The organism is Bartonella numerosa (assembly GCF_037070845.1).
GTDB lineage: Bacteria > Pseudomonadota > Alphaproteobacteria > Rhizobiales > Rhizobiaceae > Bartonella.
In genome coordinates, this window is record NZ_JAYMZI010000002.1 from 82503 (window position 1) to 101513 (window position 19011).

The 19011-nt window shown below is 41.0% G+C and carries 8 protein-coding genes and 1 tRNA gene; 4 read left to right on the forward strand and 5 right to left on the reverse strand.

Annotation, left to right across the window (positions count from 1 at the left end; translation table 11 throughout):
• Nucleotides 1-81: 81 nt before the first annotated feature.
• Nucleotides 82-3567, reverse strand: a complete 3486-nt coding sequence (gene carB, locus WCP75_RS01595; protein ID WP_336276511.1) for a carbamoyl-phosphate synthase large subunit — start codon at nucleotides 3565-3567, stop codon at nucleotides 82-84.
• 1952 nt (nucleotides 3568-5519) lie between these two features.
• Nucleotides 5520-6716 carry a glutamine-hydrolyzing carbamoyl-phosphate synthase small subunit gene (carA, locus tag WCP75_RS01600; RefSeq protein WP_336276512.1) on the reverse strand — a complete coding sequence of 399 codons (1197 nt, stop codon included), beginning with the start codon at nucleotides 6714-6716 and terminating at the stop codon, nucleotides 5520-5522.
• 960 nt (nucleotides 6717-7676) lie between these two features.
• Between carA and WCP75_RS01605 the strand changes: the two genes are divergently transcribed.
• Nucleotides 7677-7823 (forward strand): hypothetical protein, encoded by a 147-nt coding sequence (locus tag WCP75_RS01605; protein WP_336276513.1) that lies wholly within the window; start codon nucleotides 7677-7679, stop codon nucleotides 7821-7823.
• Between the two features lie 1374 nt (nucleotides 7824-9197).
• On the opposite strand, the gene WCP75_RS01610 is transcribed toward WCP75_RS01605, so the two are convergent.
• On the reverse strand, nucleotides 9198-10889 hold the full coding sequence (locus WCP75_RS01610) for a Na/Pi cotransporter family protein (protein WP_336276514.1): 1692 nt from the start codon (nucleotides 10887-10889) through the stop codon (nucleotides 9198-9200).
• Between the two features lie 61 nt (nucleotides 10890-10950).
• The gene (locus tag WCP75_RS01615) at nucleotides 10951-12171 is read right to left on the reverse strand and encodes a mechanosensitive ion channel family protein (RefSeq protein WP_336276515.1); all 1221 of its coding nucleotides are present in this window, start codon (nucleotides 12169-12171) and stop codon (nucleotides 10951-10953) included.
• A 149-nt stretch (nucleotides 12172-12320) separates the two neighbouring features.
• On the opposite strand from WCP75_RS01615, the gene dnaG reads away from it, so the two are divergent.
• A complete protein-coding gene (gene dnaG, locus WCP75_RS01620; RefSeq protein ID WP_336276516.1) occupies nucleotides 12321-14255 on the forward strand; it encodes a DNA primase in 1935 nt (644 codons plus the stop codon).
• Between the two features lie 352 nt (nucleotides 14256-14607).
• A complete protein-coding gene (rpoD, locus tag WCP75_RS01625) occupies nucleotides 14608-16617 on the forward strand; it encodes an RNA polymerase sigma factor RpoD (RefSeq protein WP_442894935.1) in 2010 nt (669 codons plus the stop codon).
• Between the two features lie 968 nt (nucleotides 16618-17585).
• Here rpoD and WCP75_RS01630 read toward each other — a convergent pair.
• Entirely contained in the window at nucleotides 17586-18341 is a 756-nt protein-coding gene (locus tag WCP75_RS01630; RefSeq protein ID WP_336276517.1) for an SIMPL domain-containing protein, read from the reverse strand.
• A 187-nt stretch (nucleotides 18342-18528) separates the two neighbouring features.
• On the opposite strand from WCP75_RS01630, the gene WCP75_RS01635 reads away from it, so the two are divergent.
• Nucleotides 18529-18602, forward strand: a tRNA-Ile gene (locus WCP75_RS01635).
• The last annotated feature ends 409 nt before the right edge of the window (nucleotides 18603-19011 follow it).

Below are 19011 nucleotides of genomic sequence, written 5' to 3' on the forward strand. Positions count from 1 at the left end.
TTAATAAAAAGCAAGCCCTTAATTCACATTTTTTTTGCGAAATAGGGAAGAAATAATGCAAATACCGGCGGAGAAAAGGTTTTAAGTAAAATAGCTTTGCAAAGAACGCACCTCGAGACTGCGTTTTTTGAGTGCCTCTATGGCTTGCACCACAGATTCAGCACCTGCCGCCGTCGTGTAATAAGGAACTTTTTGCATAAGTGCTGCATGGCGTAGCGACTTGGAGTCTGAGATAGCACTGGCGGTATTCGTTGTGTTAAAGATTAACTGAATTTGTCGATTTCGAATAGCATCTTCAATATGGGGATGGCCTTCTAACACTTTATTGATTTTTTCTGCTTTAACATTATGCTCAGAGAGGAACTTTTGTGTTCCGGTTGTTGCTAAAACAAAAAAGCCAAGTTCTGTTAGACGTCTGACAGGAGCGAGGATGCGCCTTTTATCCTCGTCTCTTACTGAAACGAATAGGGTTCCCTCTTGCGGAAGTTCAACGCCAGCTCCGAGTTGTGCTTTAGCGAAGGCAAGGGAAAATTCGTAATCGAGTCCCATTACCTCACCGGTTGAACGCATTTCTGGACCAAGAAGCGTGTCAACACCTGGAAAACGAGCAAAAGGAAAAACAGCTTCTTTAACAGCTATGTGTTGTCTTTGTTTCTGGGATGGTAATCCACCATAAGCTCGAAGGGTGCTGCGAAGGGAATCTCCTGCCATGATACGTGCAGCAATTTTAGCAACAGGCAGACCAATTGTTTTCGCAACAAATGGAACAGTTCGCGAAGCACGAGGATTAATTTCTAGAACGTAAATCGTGTCATCTTTAATGGCATACTGTACATTCATGAGACCACGGATACGAAGTGCTCCTGCTAGCGCTTCAGTTTGGCGTTCTAATTCTGCAACCAGTTCACGCGAAATCGTGTGGACTGGCAGGGAGCATGCTGAATCACCTGAATGTATTCCTGCTTCTTCAATGTGTTCCATGATGCCAACGACTAGCGTCTCTTCTCCATCACACAGGCAATCAACATCAATTTCAATTGCCTCTGTCAGATAAGTATCAAACAAAAGCGGATTTTTACAAAGAAATGTATTGATTTGACTTATTTTGTCATTGAGATAACGGTTTTTAGTATCCTCAGACACTAACTCTGGGACAATTTTAAACAAATAATTTTGTAAATTACGTTCATCGCGAATGATTTGCATAGCACGCCCTCCTAAAACGTAGGAAGGGCGTACAACCAGCGGAAACCCCAATTCATTGGCGATAAAATGGGCTTGTTCGACCGAATGAGCAACACCATTTTTGGGCTGTGTTAAGTTCAGTTTGAACAACAATTTTTGAAAGCGGTCCCTGTCTTCTGCTAGATCAATAGCATCAGGAGGGGTCCCTAGAATGGGGATGTTATGCTTTTCGAGTGCACTCGCCAATTTTAATGGTGTTTGACCTCCAAATTGGACGATGACTCCAATTAATTCGCCTTTTTCTCGTTCTGTTTCTAAAATAGCTAGGACGTCTTCTGTTGTCAGAGGTTCAAAATAGAGGCGGTCAGACGTATCATAATCAGTTGAGACTGTTTCAGGGTTGCAGTTGATCATGATGGCTTCAAAGCCCGCGTCACGCAATGCAAAAGCAGCGTGACAGCAACAATAGTCGAATTCAATACCTTGTCCGATGCGGTTCGGTCCTCCACCCAAAATGGCAACTTTTTTGCGTTCCGAAACTTGTGCTTCTGAGTGCTCTATATCCGCGAAGGGTGCTTCATAGGTTGAGTACATATATGCTGTAGGGGAGGAAAATTCAGCTGCACAAGTGTCGATGCGTTTGAACACATTTTTGACATTAAGTGATTTACGCAACGCGGCAATATCTTCAGCTTTTTGTTCTGTGAGAGCAGCTAATCGTGCATCCGAAAAGCCCATAGCTTTTAACATGCGTAGATTATCCGCATCTTGGGGTAGACCGTATGCACGAATTCGTTGTTCCACTTTAACGATGGAAGCTATTTGTTCTAAAAACCATGGGTCAATTTTGCTTATTTGGTGAATTTCATTTAGAGGCAGTCCCATGCGCATTACCTGGGCCACATAGCGAAGACGATCAGGACTGGGTATCGCGATGGCAGAGCGCATAGAATTTTTTTCGTCGCCTTCTGCATGCTCAGGAATCACAATTTCATCAAGTCCGGTGAGTCCTGTTTCAAGTCCACGAAGTGCTTTTTGCAATGATTCTTGAAAAGTACGACCGATTGCCATCACCTCTCCAACAGATTTCATCGCAGTCGTTAAAACAGATGGTGAGCCAGGAAATTTTTCAAAAGCAAAACGGGGAATTTTAGTAACGATATAGTCGATAGAAGGTTCGAATGATGCAGGTGTTGCACCACCTGTAATATCATTCTTTAATTCATCGAGTGTGTAACCAACTGCCAGTTTCGCTGCGATTTTCGCAATTGGGAAACCTGTTGCTTTCGAAGCAAGTGCCGAGGATCTGGAAACGCGAGGGTTCATTTCAATAACGACTAAGCGACCATTCTCTGGATTGACGGCAAACTGTACATTAGATCCTCCGGTTTCAACACCAATTTCGCGTAACACGGCTATGGAGGCGTTACGCATACGTTGATATTCCTTGTCGGTCAAAGTAAGAGCGGGGGCTACCGTTATAGAGTCACCGGTATGGATACCCATGGGATCAATATTTTCAATGGAACAAACGATAATGCAGTTGTCATTTTTATCGCGGACAACCTCCATTTCGTATTCTTTCCACCCCAGTACACTTTCCTCGATCAAAACTTCTGTTGTGGGGGAAGCTTCAAGACCACGTTCAATAATTTCGTAGAACTCAGAGCGATTATAGGCAATTCCTCCACCTGTACCACCAAGTGTGAACGAAGGGCGAATAATGGCTGGAAGTCCGATAATATCAAGGGCTTGAACAGCTTTTGCAGTGGCGTGCGCCATATAACGTTGTTTACGATCAACTTGTGTACGATTCCAATCATCCTCAATCTTCTCCAATTCTTGCTCGAGGACTGCAGCAGAGAATTTAGCTTTAAGTTCGTCGCGTTTTTTTGCATGAAGTTGGCGATCTTCTTCTTTAAGTTCAGTTGCGTTGGCTAGCATAGAGCGTGGTGTCTCCAGACCAATCTTCGCCATCGCTTTTCGAAACAAAGCCCGATCTTCAGCTTTATCGATAGCATCAGCATTTGCACCTATCATTTCAACATTGTAGCGATCCAAAATTCCCATCCGCTTGAGTGACAGAGCAGTATTAAGTGCTGTTTGTCCTCCCATAGTTGGCAAGAGTGCATCGGGTCGCTCATGGGCTATAATTTTAGCAACTATTTCAGGTGTGACGGGTTCAATATAAGTTGCATCAGCTAAATCTGGATCTGTCATAATGGTAGCAGGATTAGAGTTAACCAGAATAATGCGGTAGCCTTCCTCTTTTAACGCTTTACAAGCTTGTGTGCCAGAATAGTCAAATTCGCAGGCCTGCCCAATGACAATGGGACCTGCTCCAATGATAAGAATAGATTTTATATCTGTGCGTTTTGGCATGTTTTTTTCCTATGACAAACACCCGTGCACCGCTAGTGTGCTGAGCAGAGTGTTTAAAAGTTTGGGCTAGATGCAGTTTTATAGGTTAATAGGCAAAGAAAGTAAGCCACAAAATATCTTTTCCATGCATTTTTCATAAAGAAGAAGTTCAATATGGTCAATAAAACACGAGCCAGTTATTTATGGCAAATGAAAATTTTAACGCGGGACAAACTATGTGTGTGTGATTAAATATTATGTGTTCGTCACCTTTTCTCTGTTTATTGTTTGAAGTTTCATTCTCTGTCTCACTGCTCCTTAACGACGCAGTCTACTTATATGGTGGGTAAAATTATAATATCTCAGGTTTTTAAGATATTATGTCAGAGGTGTTATGATGAAAATTGAATCGTTCTTTTTGGGAAGGATGCTACCTTATAAATCCACCGACTGCATCAAAAACGGCAGTAACATTTCCTTAATATGCTGGTATGGAAACGTATTATTTAATAATTTTACCTATATTTATTCAATTGTAAATAGTTTTTTGAAAGTGATCTACTGTTTTTAATATCGAGTTGGATCATTTAAAGTAGAAATATTTCGTTACTACAAATATTTTTATTATTTATTATTAAAATTAATCAGAAAAAGATTGATAAGTAGAATTGTACATAGCAAGTAAAATTTTTTATTAAGTTAAACGAATTAAATAACTTTTTAAAGTAAAAACAAATGTAGAATAAATATTAATAATAATTTATTTATATATTGTTGTATTTATTAATTATAATAATATTTTTAGTTAAATTATTGTATTATTGTAATATATAATTTAATAAGCTGCAAATAATATTATAAAATATAAATTATAAGAGAAAAATAAAAAATCATTTATTATTGTTTGTTTTATTTGATATAATATTCGGAATATTTTATACAACTGTGATTTTTATTATACTTGTTTTGCTATTGATAATTTTATGCAATCTGGGGCTATGCTGTTTCATTCACGGGAATCCCCTAATGGAGGGGTAAGTAGATGTAGCCTTATAACTTATACAATCCACTTTGTCGGCGTATTTAATAACATCACTTGCGCATGCATTTATGTTGTTTGATGACGATAGTAGCTCAGATTTAGGAGGCCTATTTGGTCCGCTCTTTGGCAGTTTATCTCGTCAACTTTATTTTTTTGATGGTATTTTTACCTAATTCATTTTTTTGTTTGGGATATATTTTGAAAAGTTTTTACCAGGCATAACAAGAGTCATTTTGCATTAATTGGGATAATTTTCCATTTTCTTCTAACCCAGATTGTATCAGGCAGTTTTTAGGTTATCATAAACACTAAGCTTGGGCAATTTTTATGTCTGAGTGCATAGGAAGTTATTGCTAAAGGAGGATATCGTTAAATTTATCATTTTTCAGATTTTCCCAAAATATTTTAAAGCAAACACGCCATTTCAGTTATCATTATACTGCTCACTCGTTTTTTGTTTAAAGCGGTTGGAATCAGCGGGGTTGTACTGCAGTGATATGATCTTTCTGCTTTCATTGGTTGCTGTGCTGCTTCTTAATTATTTTTCGTATAAGTTCGTACGTATAATTATCTCATCTCAAACGCCAGAAGATGTACAAAGAGAATTATAGGGCGCGGTAGTCTCCATCATTGTGCCGGGTTTAATATACCTTCACTGTTTATATTTTTTATTTTTTAATAACTTAGGAATAGAGAAAGGATCCCGCAACTTTCATTATTGAAACTGTAATTTTAGGCCTGTGGGCACGATAACTTTTCATAATTCTAAATGGTAAAAATACTACCAATGCAATTACAAGGATGGACTGAGACTTACATTCCAAATTGAGACGAATAATCCTGTCTCCGAAAAAGAATAGTCTAACGCGGAGTATATTGCTATGCAAGGAGAGAAAAATTTTTGAGGAAAAATGAACAAAAACCTCTTAGATCAAGCTATTTTTTTATGATCTATGATGAGGTTGCAAAAACGTTGGAACAGATGGTGACTATCTTGTGGTCCGGGAGAAGACTCCGGGTGATATTGAACAGAAAAAACGGGCTTTTCGGTAAATTTAATACCACAATTTGAGCCATCAAAGAGGGAGACATGTGTTTCTTCAACATATTGCGGCAAGGACGCTGAATCCACAGCAAAACCGTGATTCATCGACACAATTTCAACTTTTCCAGTGGTAAGATCCTTAACAGGATGATTGGCTCCGTGGTGCCCTTGGTGCATTTTAACAGTTTTTGCTCCGACAGCAAGGGCAAGGAGTTGGTGTCCAAGACATATACCAAAAATTGGTATATTATTTTCGATGAGCGCCTTGATGGTTGGAACAGCATAATCAGCTGTGGCAGCTGGATCTCCCGGTCCATTAGAAAGAAAAACACCGTCAGGCTTCATTGCGAGGATTTCCTTCACGTCTGTATCTGCCGGCACGACAGTCACGCGTGCTCTTCGAGCAGCCATGAGGCGAAGGATATTTCGCTTAATGCCATAATCAACCGCGACGATATGGAAATTATGCGCATCATTTATACTATACCCCTTATTCCATATCCATGGCTTTTCATTCCACTCTACCAACTGCTTTGATGCCGCCTTTTTTGCGAGGTCAAGATTGACTAAACCCGCCCATTTCTTTGCACGCTCCTTCAGAGCGCTGATATCAAACTTTCCATCTGGATCATGAGCAACGATGCCATTTTGTGCACCTTTTTCGCGAATAAGGGTTGTCAACGCCCTCGTATCAACGCCACAAATCGCGATGATTTTACGTGTCTCAAGCCATTTGTTAAGATTTTTATTCGCTCGGTAGTTGGATGGGTTGGCAATATCTGCCCTGAAGATCGCTCCGACCGCTCCATGGCAATTAAGAGGTGTAAGATCTTCAATATCCTCGCTGTTCGTGCCCGTGTTTCCGATATGAGGAAAAGTAAAATTGATAATTTGCTTCTTGTACGACGGATCTGTAAGAATTTCTTCGTAACCGGTCATAGCAGTGTTAAAACATACCTCTCCTTCAGCGACGCCTACTGCTCCGGCTCCTTTACCCTCAATAACTGTCCCATCAGCCAGCACCAAGAGAGCTGTGGTTTTTTTTAAATCCCAAGGACCAGGGGATAAGATAGCTTGTGTCATAGCGCGCGCCCACACTCTATTGTCTGAAAGGTATAGTGACCACTGTTATACAGAAAATACAACCACAACAGGCACTGAATATAATTCATCATAATATTTTCTTCAAGGAATGAAGTATAGGTAGATTTCGCAAGGAGGTAAAGTCCTATCTTATAATTTCGGAAGGTACTATTAGTTATTTTATTACAAATATCAAAACATATATCGGCCAGCTGATTATAAACTATTTTTATTCTGACACGGGATAAGGTGGACTCATTCTGTGTGATCAAGTGAATATGGCGCTTAAAATTGCTCCAAAAATGTGGAAGTAAGGGTATATTTCAGCACTATAATTAGTGTTGAGGCCAACGTCTATGGCATTTTTTCGTTTTATTCGCAGAGCGATTGGGATTGTGTCATCGCTATGGTATGGTCTTTTTCCTCTCTTTTTCATTTTTCTAAATGGTCGGATATGATACGAAGTAGCAAGTATCTTTGTTGTTGCTCATGAATAATCCGGAAGTGTAGAATTTTAAAAGAAGGGATCGGGGGCAATGATGGTTATCTGTGAATGTTTTTCTTTTCAGCTTTGTGCGCTTGAAGCCAGAAAACTCCCCACAAAGCCTCTGCGTTCACTGAGGTTTAAGCGGTTATATTATAGGGGAAAGGTCGTGGTGCATCAGTGAAAGGATATTGCACAAAAAAGTGAGCCTTTTTAAGATTGGAAACGGTTATTGTAAGGAATAACGGTAAATTTTGCTGGATTGCGGAATATGCCTGAGGCTATCTTCGTTATAGTCTGCGAAGCTGCAACCTTATTCCCCCCATTAATGAGTTTAACCTATCCGTGGAAATTCTTTCACTAGAGGGTTTTGGTGTGAGCAAAGTTAGTGACCATATTTCCTGATGGGCCGTTGGGACACTGAGTGCCCCCCTCATTTGCGTATTGATAAATGGTGTGTTGAATTCATTTAGGGTATGTCTCGTATAGTGGTAAATCCGCTGGAAGTGGCTCAGTTAGCAGAATTGACTTTTTTCATCCGTAAACGCGATCAGCATACCCAAAAAGAATCTTCATTGGCCAGTACGGATGTAGTCGCGATCCGATCTTACGTTATTGGATAATATTTAATAAATAGTGGGTGTCCAGTGGGGTATCCCTCAAGTTTAAGTGCATAATTGCGGTTGAACAGGGTCTCCTGTGGGATCATAAAGTGTCCAAAAATCCAACCGATTGCCTCCCGTCACGATGACCTCTCGTAGCTAGTAACGTCGTGTATCCAGAAGGGCGGTTGGCCTCTTTTCTTTAGTTTGCCGTGTGTAGCGAAAAATTCACGTTGCAGTTCAATAAGAAAACAAACACAACGGCCCCAAAATCGATTCGTCATGGATTCTGTTCTATTAGCCAATTACGGACTCTAGCTAGTGCCAGCAAACCTTCGCCGGATGGACAATTCAAAAAAGAAAAAAATCCTCCGGGATCAGATCTCCTCTGGCACTATACCTCAGGCTGTATTCTATACATCGTGGTAAGTGATAAATAAGTAAATACCCTTCGTGTAATGCAAAAAATGCGGAGGTTGTAGGTTCTGGAAAAAAGATATGTAAAAATAGGTATCTGTCTTTGAGATATTTATATTATCTTTTACTCTCTGCTATCGTTCGAAAAACACTGTTTTCGTTCGTGGTTTCAAAAGAGATATAAGCTGATAACGGTGCCATTTATGATATGTGTTGATTAAACACTATGCAATGGAAATTTTGGTGCTCAGTAGCCTTTCTTGCATAATGTCCGTTGTTTATGTTGATGGCTTTATGAGAGGGGGGGTGCACTTTGTGGTTAGCAATTGCGTTTTTTGCCAGAGCTTTTCATTATCTATACGGCCTTTCGTGGTGATCTCGGCATTGAAAAGTGGTGGCACTTAATTCCATTATTATACAAAGGAAGGTCTGAGTTGTCTGAACATCAGTACAGGGGCGCTTATGGGGGATTTAGTCTCTTGACATGGGGTGGTAGGCGATGAGCGACAAATTGATGAATATTTCTAATTATTTATTCCCTTAGAGCTATTCAAAGAAATTGTAAGTTTAACAGATGATACTTTCTCCAACGATTATTGCAATGTCTAGCGCTATGAGAAAGATATTTTAAAAATTTAAATTATCACTGACAAACGTCTATGAAAAATCGGCAAGTGTTTTTCGATCAGACCTCCATCTTATTTCTGCGAGGATATAGGTTTCAATGAAATTGAAAAAAAGGTTAGAAAAATTGACAAAGTTAAAGCTTAGAAGACCACAAAATTTTCCGGTTCAATTTCGATGACTTTCAAGATAAAGTTCAGAAACGTTTTTTACTCAGTTTCTTGATGGGGTTTTGTGCGCCAATTTTTGAGAGTTCTGATAATAACAGCTGTAATTTGGAAAGGCGTTTCCTTTTTCTCTGCTTTCCGTCTTGTATGAAAAGTCTTGGCTTTTTCATCAAGGTCAGTCGACATGTCACGATTTTTCTCCCGGCTCTTTAGAAGGGCTACGCAAACGGGAGCTTTTGAGCAGTCCCTGTGCTTCTAAGATCGGGTAGACCATTGAAGTCAAAAGGGAATTTATCTGCTTCAGATCACGCATAGTGTCTAGATAAAGACTAGATGACTCCGCATTTTGAAAGCCACCTTCACGGAGGCGTTTAAAATGCTTTAGGTTCATTTCTTTTTCTAAATTGCGGAGTTGATCTTTTTTTTGCACGAGTAAACGCGCTGTATGTGCATCACGCGAGACCAGAACATTAAATGCAATATGCGCATTAGCTAAGACAATGGCGTGAAAATAAAGCAAATCATTCCATCCATCCTTGCTGAATTTTAGTCTCTTTTTTTGTTTCTTTTTAACTAGCGTAAGCATATTGTGAATAATGATGCTTCCCGCCTGATCCAATTTTATACAAGCCTCCAAAAGTTCCTGCGTTTGGAAGGCTTCTTCATTGGATAGCTTCTGCCCAGCCAATCGCACAAGATAGAGTTTGATCGCAGTGTGCTTTTTGTTTAAAATAATACTTAGTTGATTGAGTTCATGAGCGATATCAGGATCGGGCGTTTCATAAAGCCCCATGATTTTTTCCAGCATGATATCTACAAGGTCACAAATATGGACAACTTCGCGCATGACGTTAGAAAGAGCTAAAGTTGGTCGCTTAATGACGCTATCGTCAAGAGCTGTTTGATCAGATAAATTAATGCTTTTGTTAGTTTGTGTTTTTTTCGCACTTACATGGATGATTTTATTTGTCAGTTTTAAAACCCACTTTGATAGTGGTATTCCGGCAAAGAGGATAAGAATATTAAAAATGATGTGAGCGTTAACAACTTGAGAGGGAGTGTCACTACCAAGCCATGTGATTGGAGGTTGAAAGGCGAGGAGTAAAATGAGGATGAGAATCGAACCCACACCACGCATAAGCAAATTTCCCAGCGGAACGATACGTGCGTTAGGAGGAGCGTTATGCGTCAAAAGTGGTGCTATGAAAGAAGATCCAAAATTAACACCAAGAACCATTATGACACATAATTGGGTGTGTAGGAGGTCGTAGTTGGCGAAATTGGCCAGTAAAATGATTCCAGCGATAGATGAGTGCAAGAGGTAGGTCAGCACTGCTGCCAGTAAAAAGGAGAAAACAGGATCTGTTGAAAGATAACTAATAATGTTAGGTAAACTCGCACTATCACGTAGAGGCTCTGTGGCTGCTCCTATCATTTGTAAAGATAAAATCAGAAGACCAATACCAATAATGATCCGTCCCACTTGGCGCCAATCGCGTTTTTCAGTTGCCATAAAAATAGAAGTACCGATTAAAAGGCATAATGGCACAACGATAGTGAGATCGTACGAGAGAATTTTGACAACTAATGCTGATCCTAATTCTCCTCCACGCACGACCATAAGCCCCGCTAGGCTAGAAACAAAACCAGAATTAACAAAAGAACCAACAAGGAGCGTTACTGCTGTAGAGCTTTGTAAAACCATCGCCGCAAAAAGTCCAAAACTCACAGCAAAAAATGAGTTAGACATGATGTAACGCATTTTGAGTTTCAATCTATCCCCGTAAGCACGCTCAACCCCTGTTCGCACCATACGTATAGCCCAAAGAAGCAAAGAAACAGCACCGGAGAGATGAAGGAGTATCAACGAACCACTCATGATACTTTTTTCTTTCCGTCATTAAGGGTGTGGATTGATCTAAAAATGGACAGAGTAAAAATTACCGCCTCACCTCATTTCCGAGTGCATTTGCGAGATCGTGCCCGCTTGGATTTTGAAAGACTCTTAGACCAAAACTGGGAAGAATGGAATAAAGGTGATCAAAAATATCAGACTGAATTTGCTCATAATCTGACCAAATGGTTGTGTTAGCAAAGCAATAAACCTCTAAAGGCAAACCGTCTGGGGTAGGGGGCAGCTGCCGCACAATTATGGTTGCGTCTTTTTTTATATATAAGTGTTTTTCTATATAAGCCAAGATATAAGCACGAAAGGTTCCGATATTTGTTAAGCGGCGCGTGTTGGCGGGTACGTCGCGGTTTTTGTCCAACTGAGCGTTCCATTCACTAATTTGTGGAATCTTTTGTGCCAAGTAATGCTCCAATAAATTAAATCGGGATAGGTACTCTTGTTCTTCTTCTGTGTGAAAACGAATACTCAGCTGATCGATAAATAAGGATCGCTTAATACGCCTTCCGCCTGATTCTTGCATTCCACGCCAATTTTTGAAAGAATTTGTCACGAGTTTACGAATGGGGACAGTGGTGATTGTGTTATCAAAATTTTGAACTTTGACAGTATGAAGTGCAATCTCGGTGACGTCACCGTCTGCATTTAGGTCAGGAATTTCAATCCAATCGCCAACGCGGACCATGTCAGTGGATGAAATTTGGATGCCCGCAACAAGGGAGAGCAGCGTATCTTGAAAAATCAGCATGAGAACAGCTGCCATTGCACCAAGACCGGAGAAGAGGATGAGGGGTGATCGGTCAAGTAGTGTCGATACCATCAAAATTGCTGAGACGCCAAAGAGAGCAACTTTGGCGATTTGGATATAACCTTTAATAGGTTTCAGTTTTGCTGTTGGCCGTTGTTCATAAATTATGTTAATAACGTTGAGCGTAGAAGAAATCACTAGGGCGACGATGAAAATAATGAAGGCATTAGAAACATTATTGATGACAGCGCTGAGTGTTTCAGGCAATGCCGGAATGAAATGAGCTCCAATTGAGAGGATAAGGGCTGCGACGATGTTCGCCATATAGCGAATGATCTGCTCAACGTTGGTGGCGGTTTTTTGAGGGAGATAAGAAGAAAGTTGTTTCGTTGCGTGAGCAAGCACGCTTCGTGCCAATAAATTGGTAAAAAATATCGTAAAAGTAAGAATGATGAGCCAACAAATCGACTCCAGCCACGGGTATTGAACAAGAAATTCTGTCACTTCTTCTGTCTCCATTTAAATTACAGGTACGGTCGGCCCTCTGAATTTTTTTGTCATTTCAACAAGGTTTTTGAATTATACTCTAAAGCCTTTAAACATGAAAAAAAGAATTACATGAAAAAAAGAATTTTACAACTCAGTGAGAGATAATGCGTTTTCCATATGATTTTCTTGATGAGATCCGTAGTAAGCTGCCAATTTCAACTGTTATTGGCAAAAGGGTGACGTTCGATTCTCAAAAAAGCAAACCATCGCGAGGTGACTTTTGGTGTTGTTGTCCATTCCATGGTGAGAAAACACCGAGTTTTCACTGTAATGATAACAAAGGGCGTTATTATTGTTTTGGTTGTGGTGTGAGCGGTGACATTTTTACTTTCCTTTGCGAGCTTGACGGGTTGCGTTTTTCGGAAAGTGTAGAGCGTTTATCTGACCTTGCGGGGATGAGGTTGCCTGTTTTAGATCCGCAAGATCACAGGCGCCAATCAGAAAAGGCTGACCTTTACGAGGTTATGAAAATAGCCTCGGATTTTTTCCAACATAGTTTAAGGAGTAAAGGGGGTGAGCTGGCGCGTCGTTATCTTGATGAGCGCGGCGTAACGCCAAAACTTGCGGAGCACTTTCGAATTGGCTTTGCTCCAATGAGGTCTACAGCCTTAAAAGAAGCTTTAAGTGCGCGTGGGATCTCAATAAAGCAAATGGAAAATTGTGGCCTTCTGAAATCGAATGAGGAGAGTAAAATTTCCTACGATCTGTTTAAAAATCGTATTATGTTTCCTATTGAAGATTTACGTGGACGTGTGGTGGCTTTCGGCGCGCGCGCATTAGGGAAGGACTCCCCAATAAAATATCTCAATAGTCCTGAAACAGCGTTGTTTCACAAGGGGAATATACTTTATAATGCAGCGGTTGCGCGCAAAAATAAACGCTTGATTGGTAACGATAAAGTCTCTTCTGTCCTCGTTGTTGAGGGTTACATGGACGTGATTGCGCTCACTAAAGCTGGCTTCGAGAGAGTTGTTGCGCCTCTGGGTACAGCGTTAACGGAAGCGCAGATCGGGCTTTTGTGGCAGATAGATTCTAATCCAATTTTGTGCTTTGATGGAGATGATGCTGGTTTGAAAGCAGCTTTTCGTGCCGCTGATCGTGTACTTCCTCTCTTAAAAGCTGGAGTGTCTATACGCTTTGTTTTGTTGCCGCAAGGCAAAGATCCTGATGAAATTATTCGCTCCGGTGGCGCGGAGCTTTTTGCTGCTTCTTTGAAGAAATCATTCCCACTAATTGAGCTTTTATGGTGGCGCGCTACCCACGGGAAATCTTTTGAAACTCCGGAAGAACGAGCAACACTAGAAAGACAATTAAAGCAGCAAGTTTTAATGATTAAAGACGACGATATACGTCGCTATTATCTGCAAGACATAAAAAGACGGCTTTTTGATTTTTTTCGTCCTATTTTTTCGAGAAAGGGAAGCGCGGAAAGGTATAATCAAAATCAAGAAAATAGAATGTTTAAGGGGCCGTCTTCCTTGCTCGTGAATTCCAATATAGTACGCAATTCGTCGTATTCCATCCCTGTGCGTGAGGCTGTTATTTTACTCATTTTGGCGTACTATCCTGAGTTGTGGGATGACAATTTTGAAACTCTTGCTAAATTAGAGCTAAAAAATAAAAAATTGATACATTTCCACCAATCAATGTTAGAAATTCTCGGGAGCCAGCAGCATTGCGATAAAGAAAAAATGATTTCTTCTTTAGAAGAAAAAGGGCTAGAATCTCTTTTGGGTAACATGAAAAAACTCGTACAAGACGTTGGCATGCATATGATTTTTTCCGGGGGGCATTTGGAAAATGTTCGCGCCGTATTAAAACAAGCTATCTACTTGCATCTTCAGGAATACCACCTACATAAGAGACTACAAGATATTGAAGAGCAACTTGTAAAAAATCCTAAGAGTGAGGTTTTTGATCTGCTTCGTGAGGTAAAAGTTGAGCTGGAGCGGACGGAAGCGACGGGGGCTTTGGTTGAGGGATTTGAAAGTTGGTTAAGTGAAAAAATAGACGAGAATAAGCTAGATGGGATAAAATGATTCGCTTTTTTTGAGCGAATCAGTCACCTAAGGCTGGGTGTGCGGGTTTTTTTGTAGAGTGTCATTTTTGTGAAAATGATGATTGAATTTTAGGAAAAGCGGGAAATTGGTTCTTATTACATGGTGCAGAGATTTTCTCAGAAAAGTTGAGAGATGTGTCGGAGGAGCCTTCGGGTTTTTTCCGCGTTTTTGTGTGGATAAAGGGCGTGTGCGATTCGTATTCTTTGCGTTTCTTTTAGTGAACTTCCTTTCAGAGGAAAGGTGCATGCGGGAAGTTTTCAACGTGCTGAATGAGAATACAGAAGAGTTGGTCACATGGCAGCAGGGTAAGTGATCAAGTGGAGTGAACGGTATGGCAACAAAGGTTAAACGGAAAGACAGCATGGGAGTGACGAGCCGGGCAAACCTGGATCGCTCTCTCCTCGATTTTTCTGATGATGCCATCAAAAAAATGGTTAAACTAGCCAAAAAAAATGGTTACGTGACCATGGATGAACTGAATGCAGTTCTTCCCTCAGAGGAGGTTACGTCCGAGCAAATCGAAGATATCTTGGCGATGTTTTCTGAGATGGGCATTAATGTTGTAGAGGATGAAGATGAGGTCGACTCTGAGCGTTATGGAGAGGATGGTGCTGTAGAGGCTAGCGACTTAGTAGGGACGACTAACTATGCAGTTGCGACAACGTCTAAGCGCGAGGTCGCTGATTCAGTTGACGATCCAGTGCGCATGTATTTGCGTGAAATGGGGGCTGTTGAGTTGCTTTCGCGAGAAGGCGAAATCGCTATTGCTAAGCGTATAGAAGCAGGGCGCGAGACGATGATTGCGGGGCTTTGTGAAAGTCCTTTAACTTTTCAGGCGCTTATTATATGGCGTGAAGAATTGAAAGAGCAGCGTATTCTCCTCCGTGAAATTATTGATCTAGAAATGACTTATGCTGGTCCGGAAGTTAAGCAGGATCCGGTTGTCGAACAAAGTGAAGTTGAAAAGACAAAGGGAGAAAAATCGGCTTCCGGGACGCGTGATATAGGAATTCTTTCTGGGGATATGGGGCTTGATGACGAAGATGACGAGGAAGATGAGGCTAATTTGTCGCTCGCTGCGATGGAAAATGAGTTATGTCCTCAGGTCATGGAAACGCTGGACTTTATTGCTGATACCTACATAAAATTGCGAAAACTGCAGGATCAGCATGTCGAAAGTAGTTTAGCAAAGCACAAAGAAGGGGGGCTTTCACCTTCTCAGAAGAAAAAGTATGCCCAATTGAAGGGCGAATTGGTCCAAGCGGTGAAGTCTCTCTCCCTGAACCAAAATCGCATCGAGTCTCTGGTCGAACAGCTTTATGACATTAATAAGAGGTTAATTCATAATGAAGGCAAGCTGAAGAGGCTTGCCAGTAATTATGGTGTTGGTCATGAGGATTTTTTGAGAGAATATCAAGGACGTGAGTTAGATGCAGATTGGGTTAGTCATATTGCAACTTTATCAGGGCGTGGTTGGAAGGAGTTTTCAACGCGTGAGCTAGAAGCGATTCAGAATTTGCGCGGTGAAATGCAGAGTCTTGCACAGGAGACTGCTATTTCTATCGGGGAATTCCGCCGGATTGTTACGCAAGTACAAAAGGGCGAGCGCGAATCGACTATTGCTAAAAAAGAGATGGTAGAAGCTAATCTGCGACTCGTGATTTCGATCGCAAAGAAATACACTAACCGCGGCTTGCAGTTTCTCGATCTCATTCAAGAAGGCAATATTGGCTTAATGAAGGCAGTAGATAAGTTTGAATATCGGCGTGGGTATAAATTTTCGACTTATGCCACGTGGTGGATTCGTCAAGCAATTACGCGTTCTATCGCTGATCAAGCACGCACCATTCGTATTCCTGTTCATATGATTGAGACAATTAATAAAATTGTTCGCACATCGCGCCAGATCCTGCATGAAATCGGGCGCGAACCCACGTCGGAGGAATTGTCAAGTAAACTCTCCATGCCGTTGGAAAAAGTGCGAAAAGTTCTTAAAATTGCAAAAGAGCCGATTTCACTTGAGACACCAGTTGGCGATGAAGATGATTCTCATTTAGGTGATTTCATCGAGGACAGGAATGCATTATTGCCGATTGACGCGGCTATTCAGGCCAATTTGCGTGATACAACGACTCGTGTGCTTGCATCGTTGACGCCGCGTGAAGAGCGTGTTTTGCGGATGCGTTTTGGTATAGGAATGAACACAGATCATACGTTAGAAGAAGTGGGACAGCAATTTTCGGTCACGAGGGAGCGAATTCGCCAAATTGAGGCAAAAGCGCTTCGCAAGCTAAAACATCCGAGCCGTTCGCGCAAGTTACGTAGTTTTCTCGATTCTTAAATAAATTTGTTATTCGCTTTTGGGAGAATATTGGTCTGCTTGCGCTGTTTAGTGAGAGGGTGGCTTTCTGTATTTGAGAAAAGCGGAGGGCCCTCTTGGTTTTAGCATTGCGCTATGCGGTCTTATGCGATTGTGTGATTGTATAGAAATTTCTGAAAGCTATAGACGGGGATAGGGTGCCTTTTCGCATGCACAGAGTGCATTAGCCAAGATAGTGATGGGTATACTGCCTGCTGATCTTTCAGCAGATAAGGGGATCTCTTGTGAAATGTTAGCAAAGTGGTATACTAATTCGTGCTAGATGTGCGGGTACGAAGGAGATTTCATCAAAATTGTATTATAGCAGTAGTTTCGGGCTAAGGAATATCTGATTCCCGTGCACCGATTGCACTTTCAGTCTGTTTGCAGTTGGCGTGTTTTACTAGTGCGCTATTCCTTTTGGATAAGGTGTGGTTGGCTCCATGAGTGGAGAAGTTTCTTTGAGAGAAGTAAAAAAATTGGGAGGAATTTTCTAGCTATGTATGGGAAAACCTCCGTGATGATTGCAGACATTACTGCCTCCATAAAGTGAAAAATGAAAATGTCATCGACATCTATGTAACTGGCGTTGCTCGTTGTTTTTGGGTGAGGGAATTTTCGGGTGTGGGGTGGTGGTGCGCGTCGTAAATCAGTAATTCTAGATTCCATATCTCTGGATATTACTGTAATTCAGACAGCTCGTTGACTTTCAGAAAACTGTACTCATGACTGACTAACGAGATAGGACATTTCTTGTGGTGGTGCCCGCTTGTGTCAAAAATTCTAAAGTTCTAAAGAAAGTGCGTTCAGCACAACCTTCTACACGTATACAGGTGGACAGACAAAAGCTCATGGTGATCAGCTATAATGCGAAGAAGACTGCTCCAGTATACGATCAGAATTTTAAGCAAATGCGGACGATATAACCACTTCTCGCGACAGTTGATTATCTATATGGCTTGCTTAACAGAAAATGTCACGGTAATACCGACGTTGTAGCTCAATTCACCACCTGAAAAGTTTGTGTCTGTACGGTTTACGTTTGTTGCCATTCTCATCAAGCGTGGCGTTGGAGGATAATCATTACCACCATGGTTTTCGCTAATTTTGATAATTTTTCCTAATTTTAATTTGGCCGCTTGCGCTATAGTTTCCGCTTTTTCAATAGCCTCAGAAACTGCTCTTTTTCGTGCTTCGTGATAAAATGGTTTTGCGTCGCTATTGATGAAACTAATGCCGCTAACCGAATTGGCACCGAGGGCCATTGCCTGATCAAATATTTGACCAGCTTTGGAAAGATCGCGGACGCGCACTGTTAAGGAGTTTGAGACGTGGTAAAATTTTTCGCTTTCCTTTTTTTGGGTGTTGCTTTTTTCCAATTCAGATTGATAGATGGATAGGCTTGACGTCTGTAGGTCGTTTTCTTGAATACCGATGCTCTTAAGAGCACTTATAATATTATTCATAGATTTATTATTAGCTGCTAACGCTTTTTGAGCTGTTTTGTGTTGAGTAACAACGGCCAAATCTATGATTGCCATATCCGGTGCTGCTTGGCTTTCGCCAATTGCTGTAACCGTAATCGTCGGGTTAGTCGAGCCGACATTTTCAGCGCGTGCTATGAGCGAATTCGTTAGTAAGGCGAACACCATCATAGCTGCCTTTATTCGGTAATTACCCGACGGATGGAAAACAGTTTTTGTCATATTTACTCCTTTTCCAGACTTGATTTATAACTTTATTTATCGATCCAATACTCTCTCATTTTCTAGAGTTATTGTAAAGGAGCTGAGGTATCAGAAGAAATATGGATATGAATGAAAAAAAATAGATTATAATCCAAGCAGTCTCTTGTATCACAGCATATTTTAGTTTAGAAAAAGATAGTCTGTGGGGCCTGTAGCTCAATTGGTTAGAGCCAGCGGCTCATAACCGCTTGGTTGGGGGTTCGAGTCCCTCCGGGCCCACGTTTTATCCCTGAGAGCAGTATTTTTTAGTGCGAGGCGGGGGCTTGTGGCTGTGGTTTTTTCAGGATTCCCTCTTATCTCTTAGCCTTATTGTTCTTTGCGGTTTTAAGCTTGTCGTTGCTCGCTGTCGTTTTCAGCAAAGTTATGGTCGGTGTATTTTTTAGCAAGGCTTCGTGGCGTGACGGGCAATAAATAAAAATAATTTGATACGTTGCATTAAATTAACGGGCTGTCTGTAGTCCAATCTCGGTGTTAATTTCACAGTTTTTTAGGTCCCTTTCTGCTTCTGTACAAATTAGACCAGGAGGGGTAGAGATTTTTGTCTTTCTTTATTTCGTCTTATACCCTTGCAAACCCTAATTTTCCGATATTTTTTACGGTTTTTCATAAGCTCCTATATTAACGACGA

Bases quoted from the DNA above. Each gene is read 5' to 3' on its own strand.
- rpoD (WP_442894935.1), top strand. From the start codon at position 14,608: ATGGCAACAAAGGTTAAACGGAAAGACAGCATGGGAGTGACGAGCCGG.
- WCP75_RS01605 (WP_336276513.1), top strand. From the start codon at position 7,677: ATGTCTCGTATAGTGGTAAATCCGCTGGAAGTGGCTCAGTTAGCAGAA.
- WCP75_RS01610 (WP_336276514.1), bottom strand. From the start codon at position 10,889: ATGAGTGGTTCGTTGATACTCCTTCATCTCTCCGGTGCTGTTTCTTTG.
- carA (WP_336276512.1), bottom strand. From the start codon at position 6,716: ATGACACAAGCTATCTTATCCCCTGGTCCTTGGGATTTAAAAAAAACC.
- carB (WP_336276511.1), bottom strand. From the start codon at position 3,567: ATGCCAAAACGCACAGATATAAAATCTATTCTTATCATTGGAGCAGGT.
- WCP75_RS01630 (WP_336276517.1), bottom strand. From the start codon at position 18,341: ATGACAAAAACTGTTTTCCATCCGTCGGGTAATTACCGAATAAAGGCA.
- dnaG (WP_336276516.1), top strand. From the start codon at position 12,321: ATGCGTTTTCCATATGATTTTCTTGATGAGATCCGTAGTAAGCTGCCA.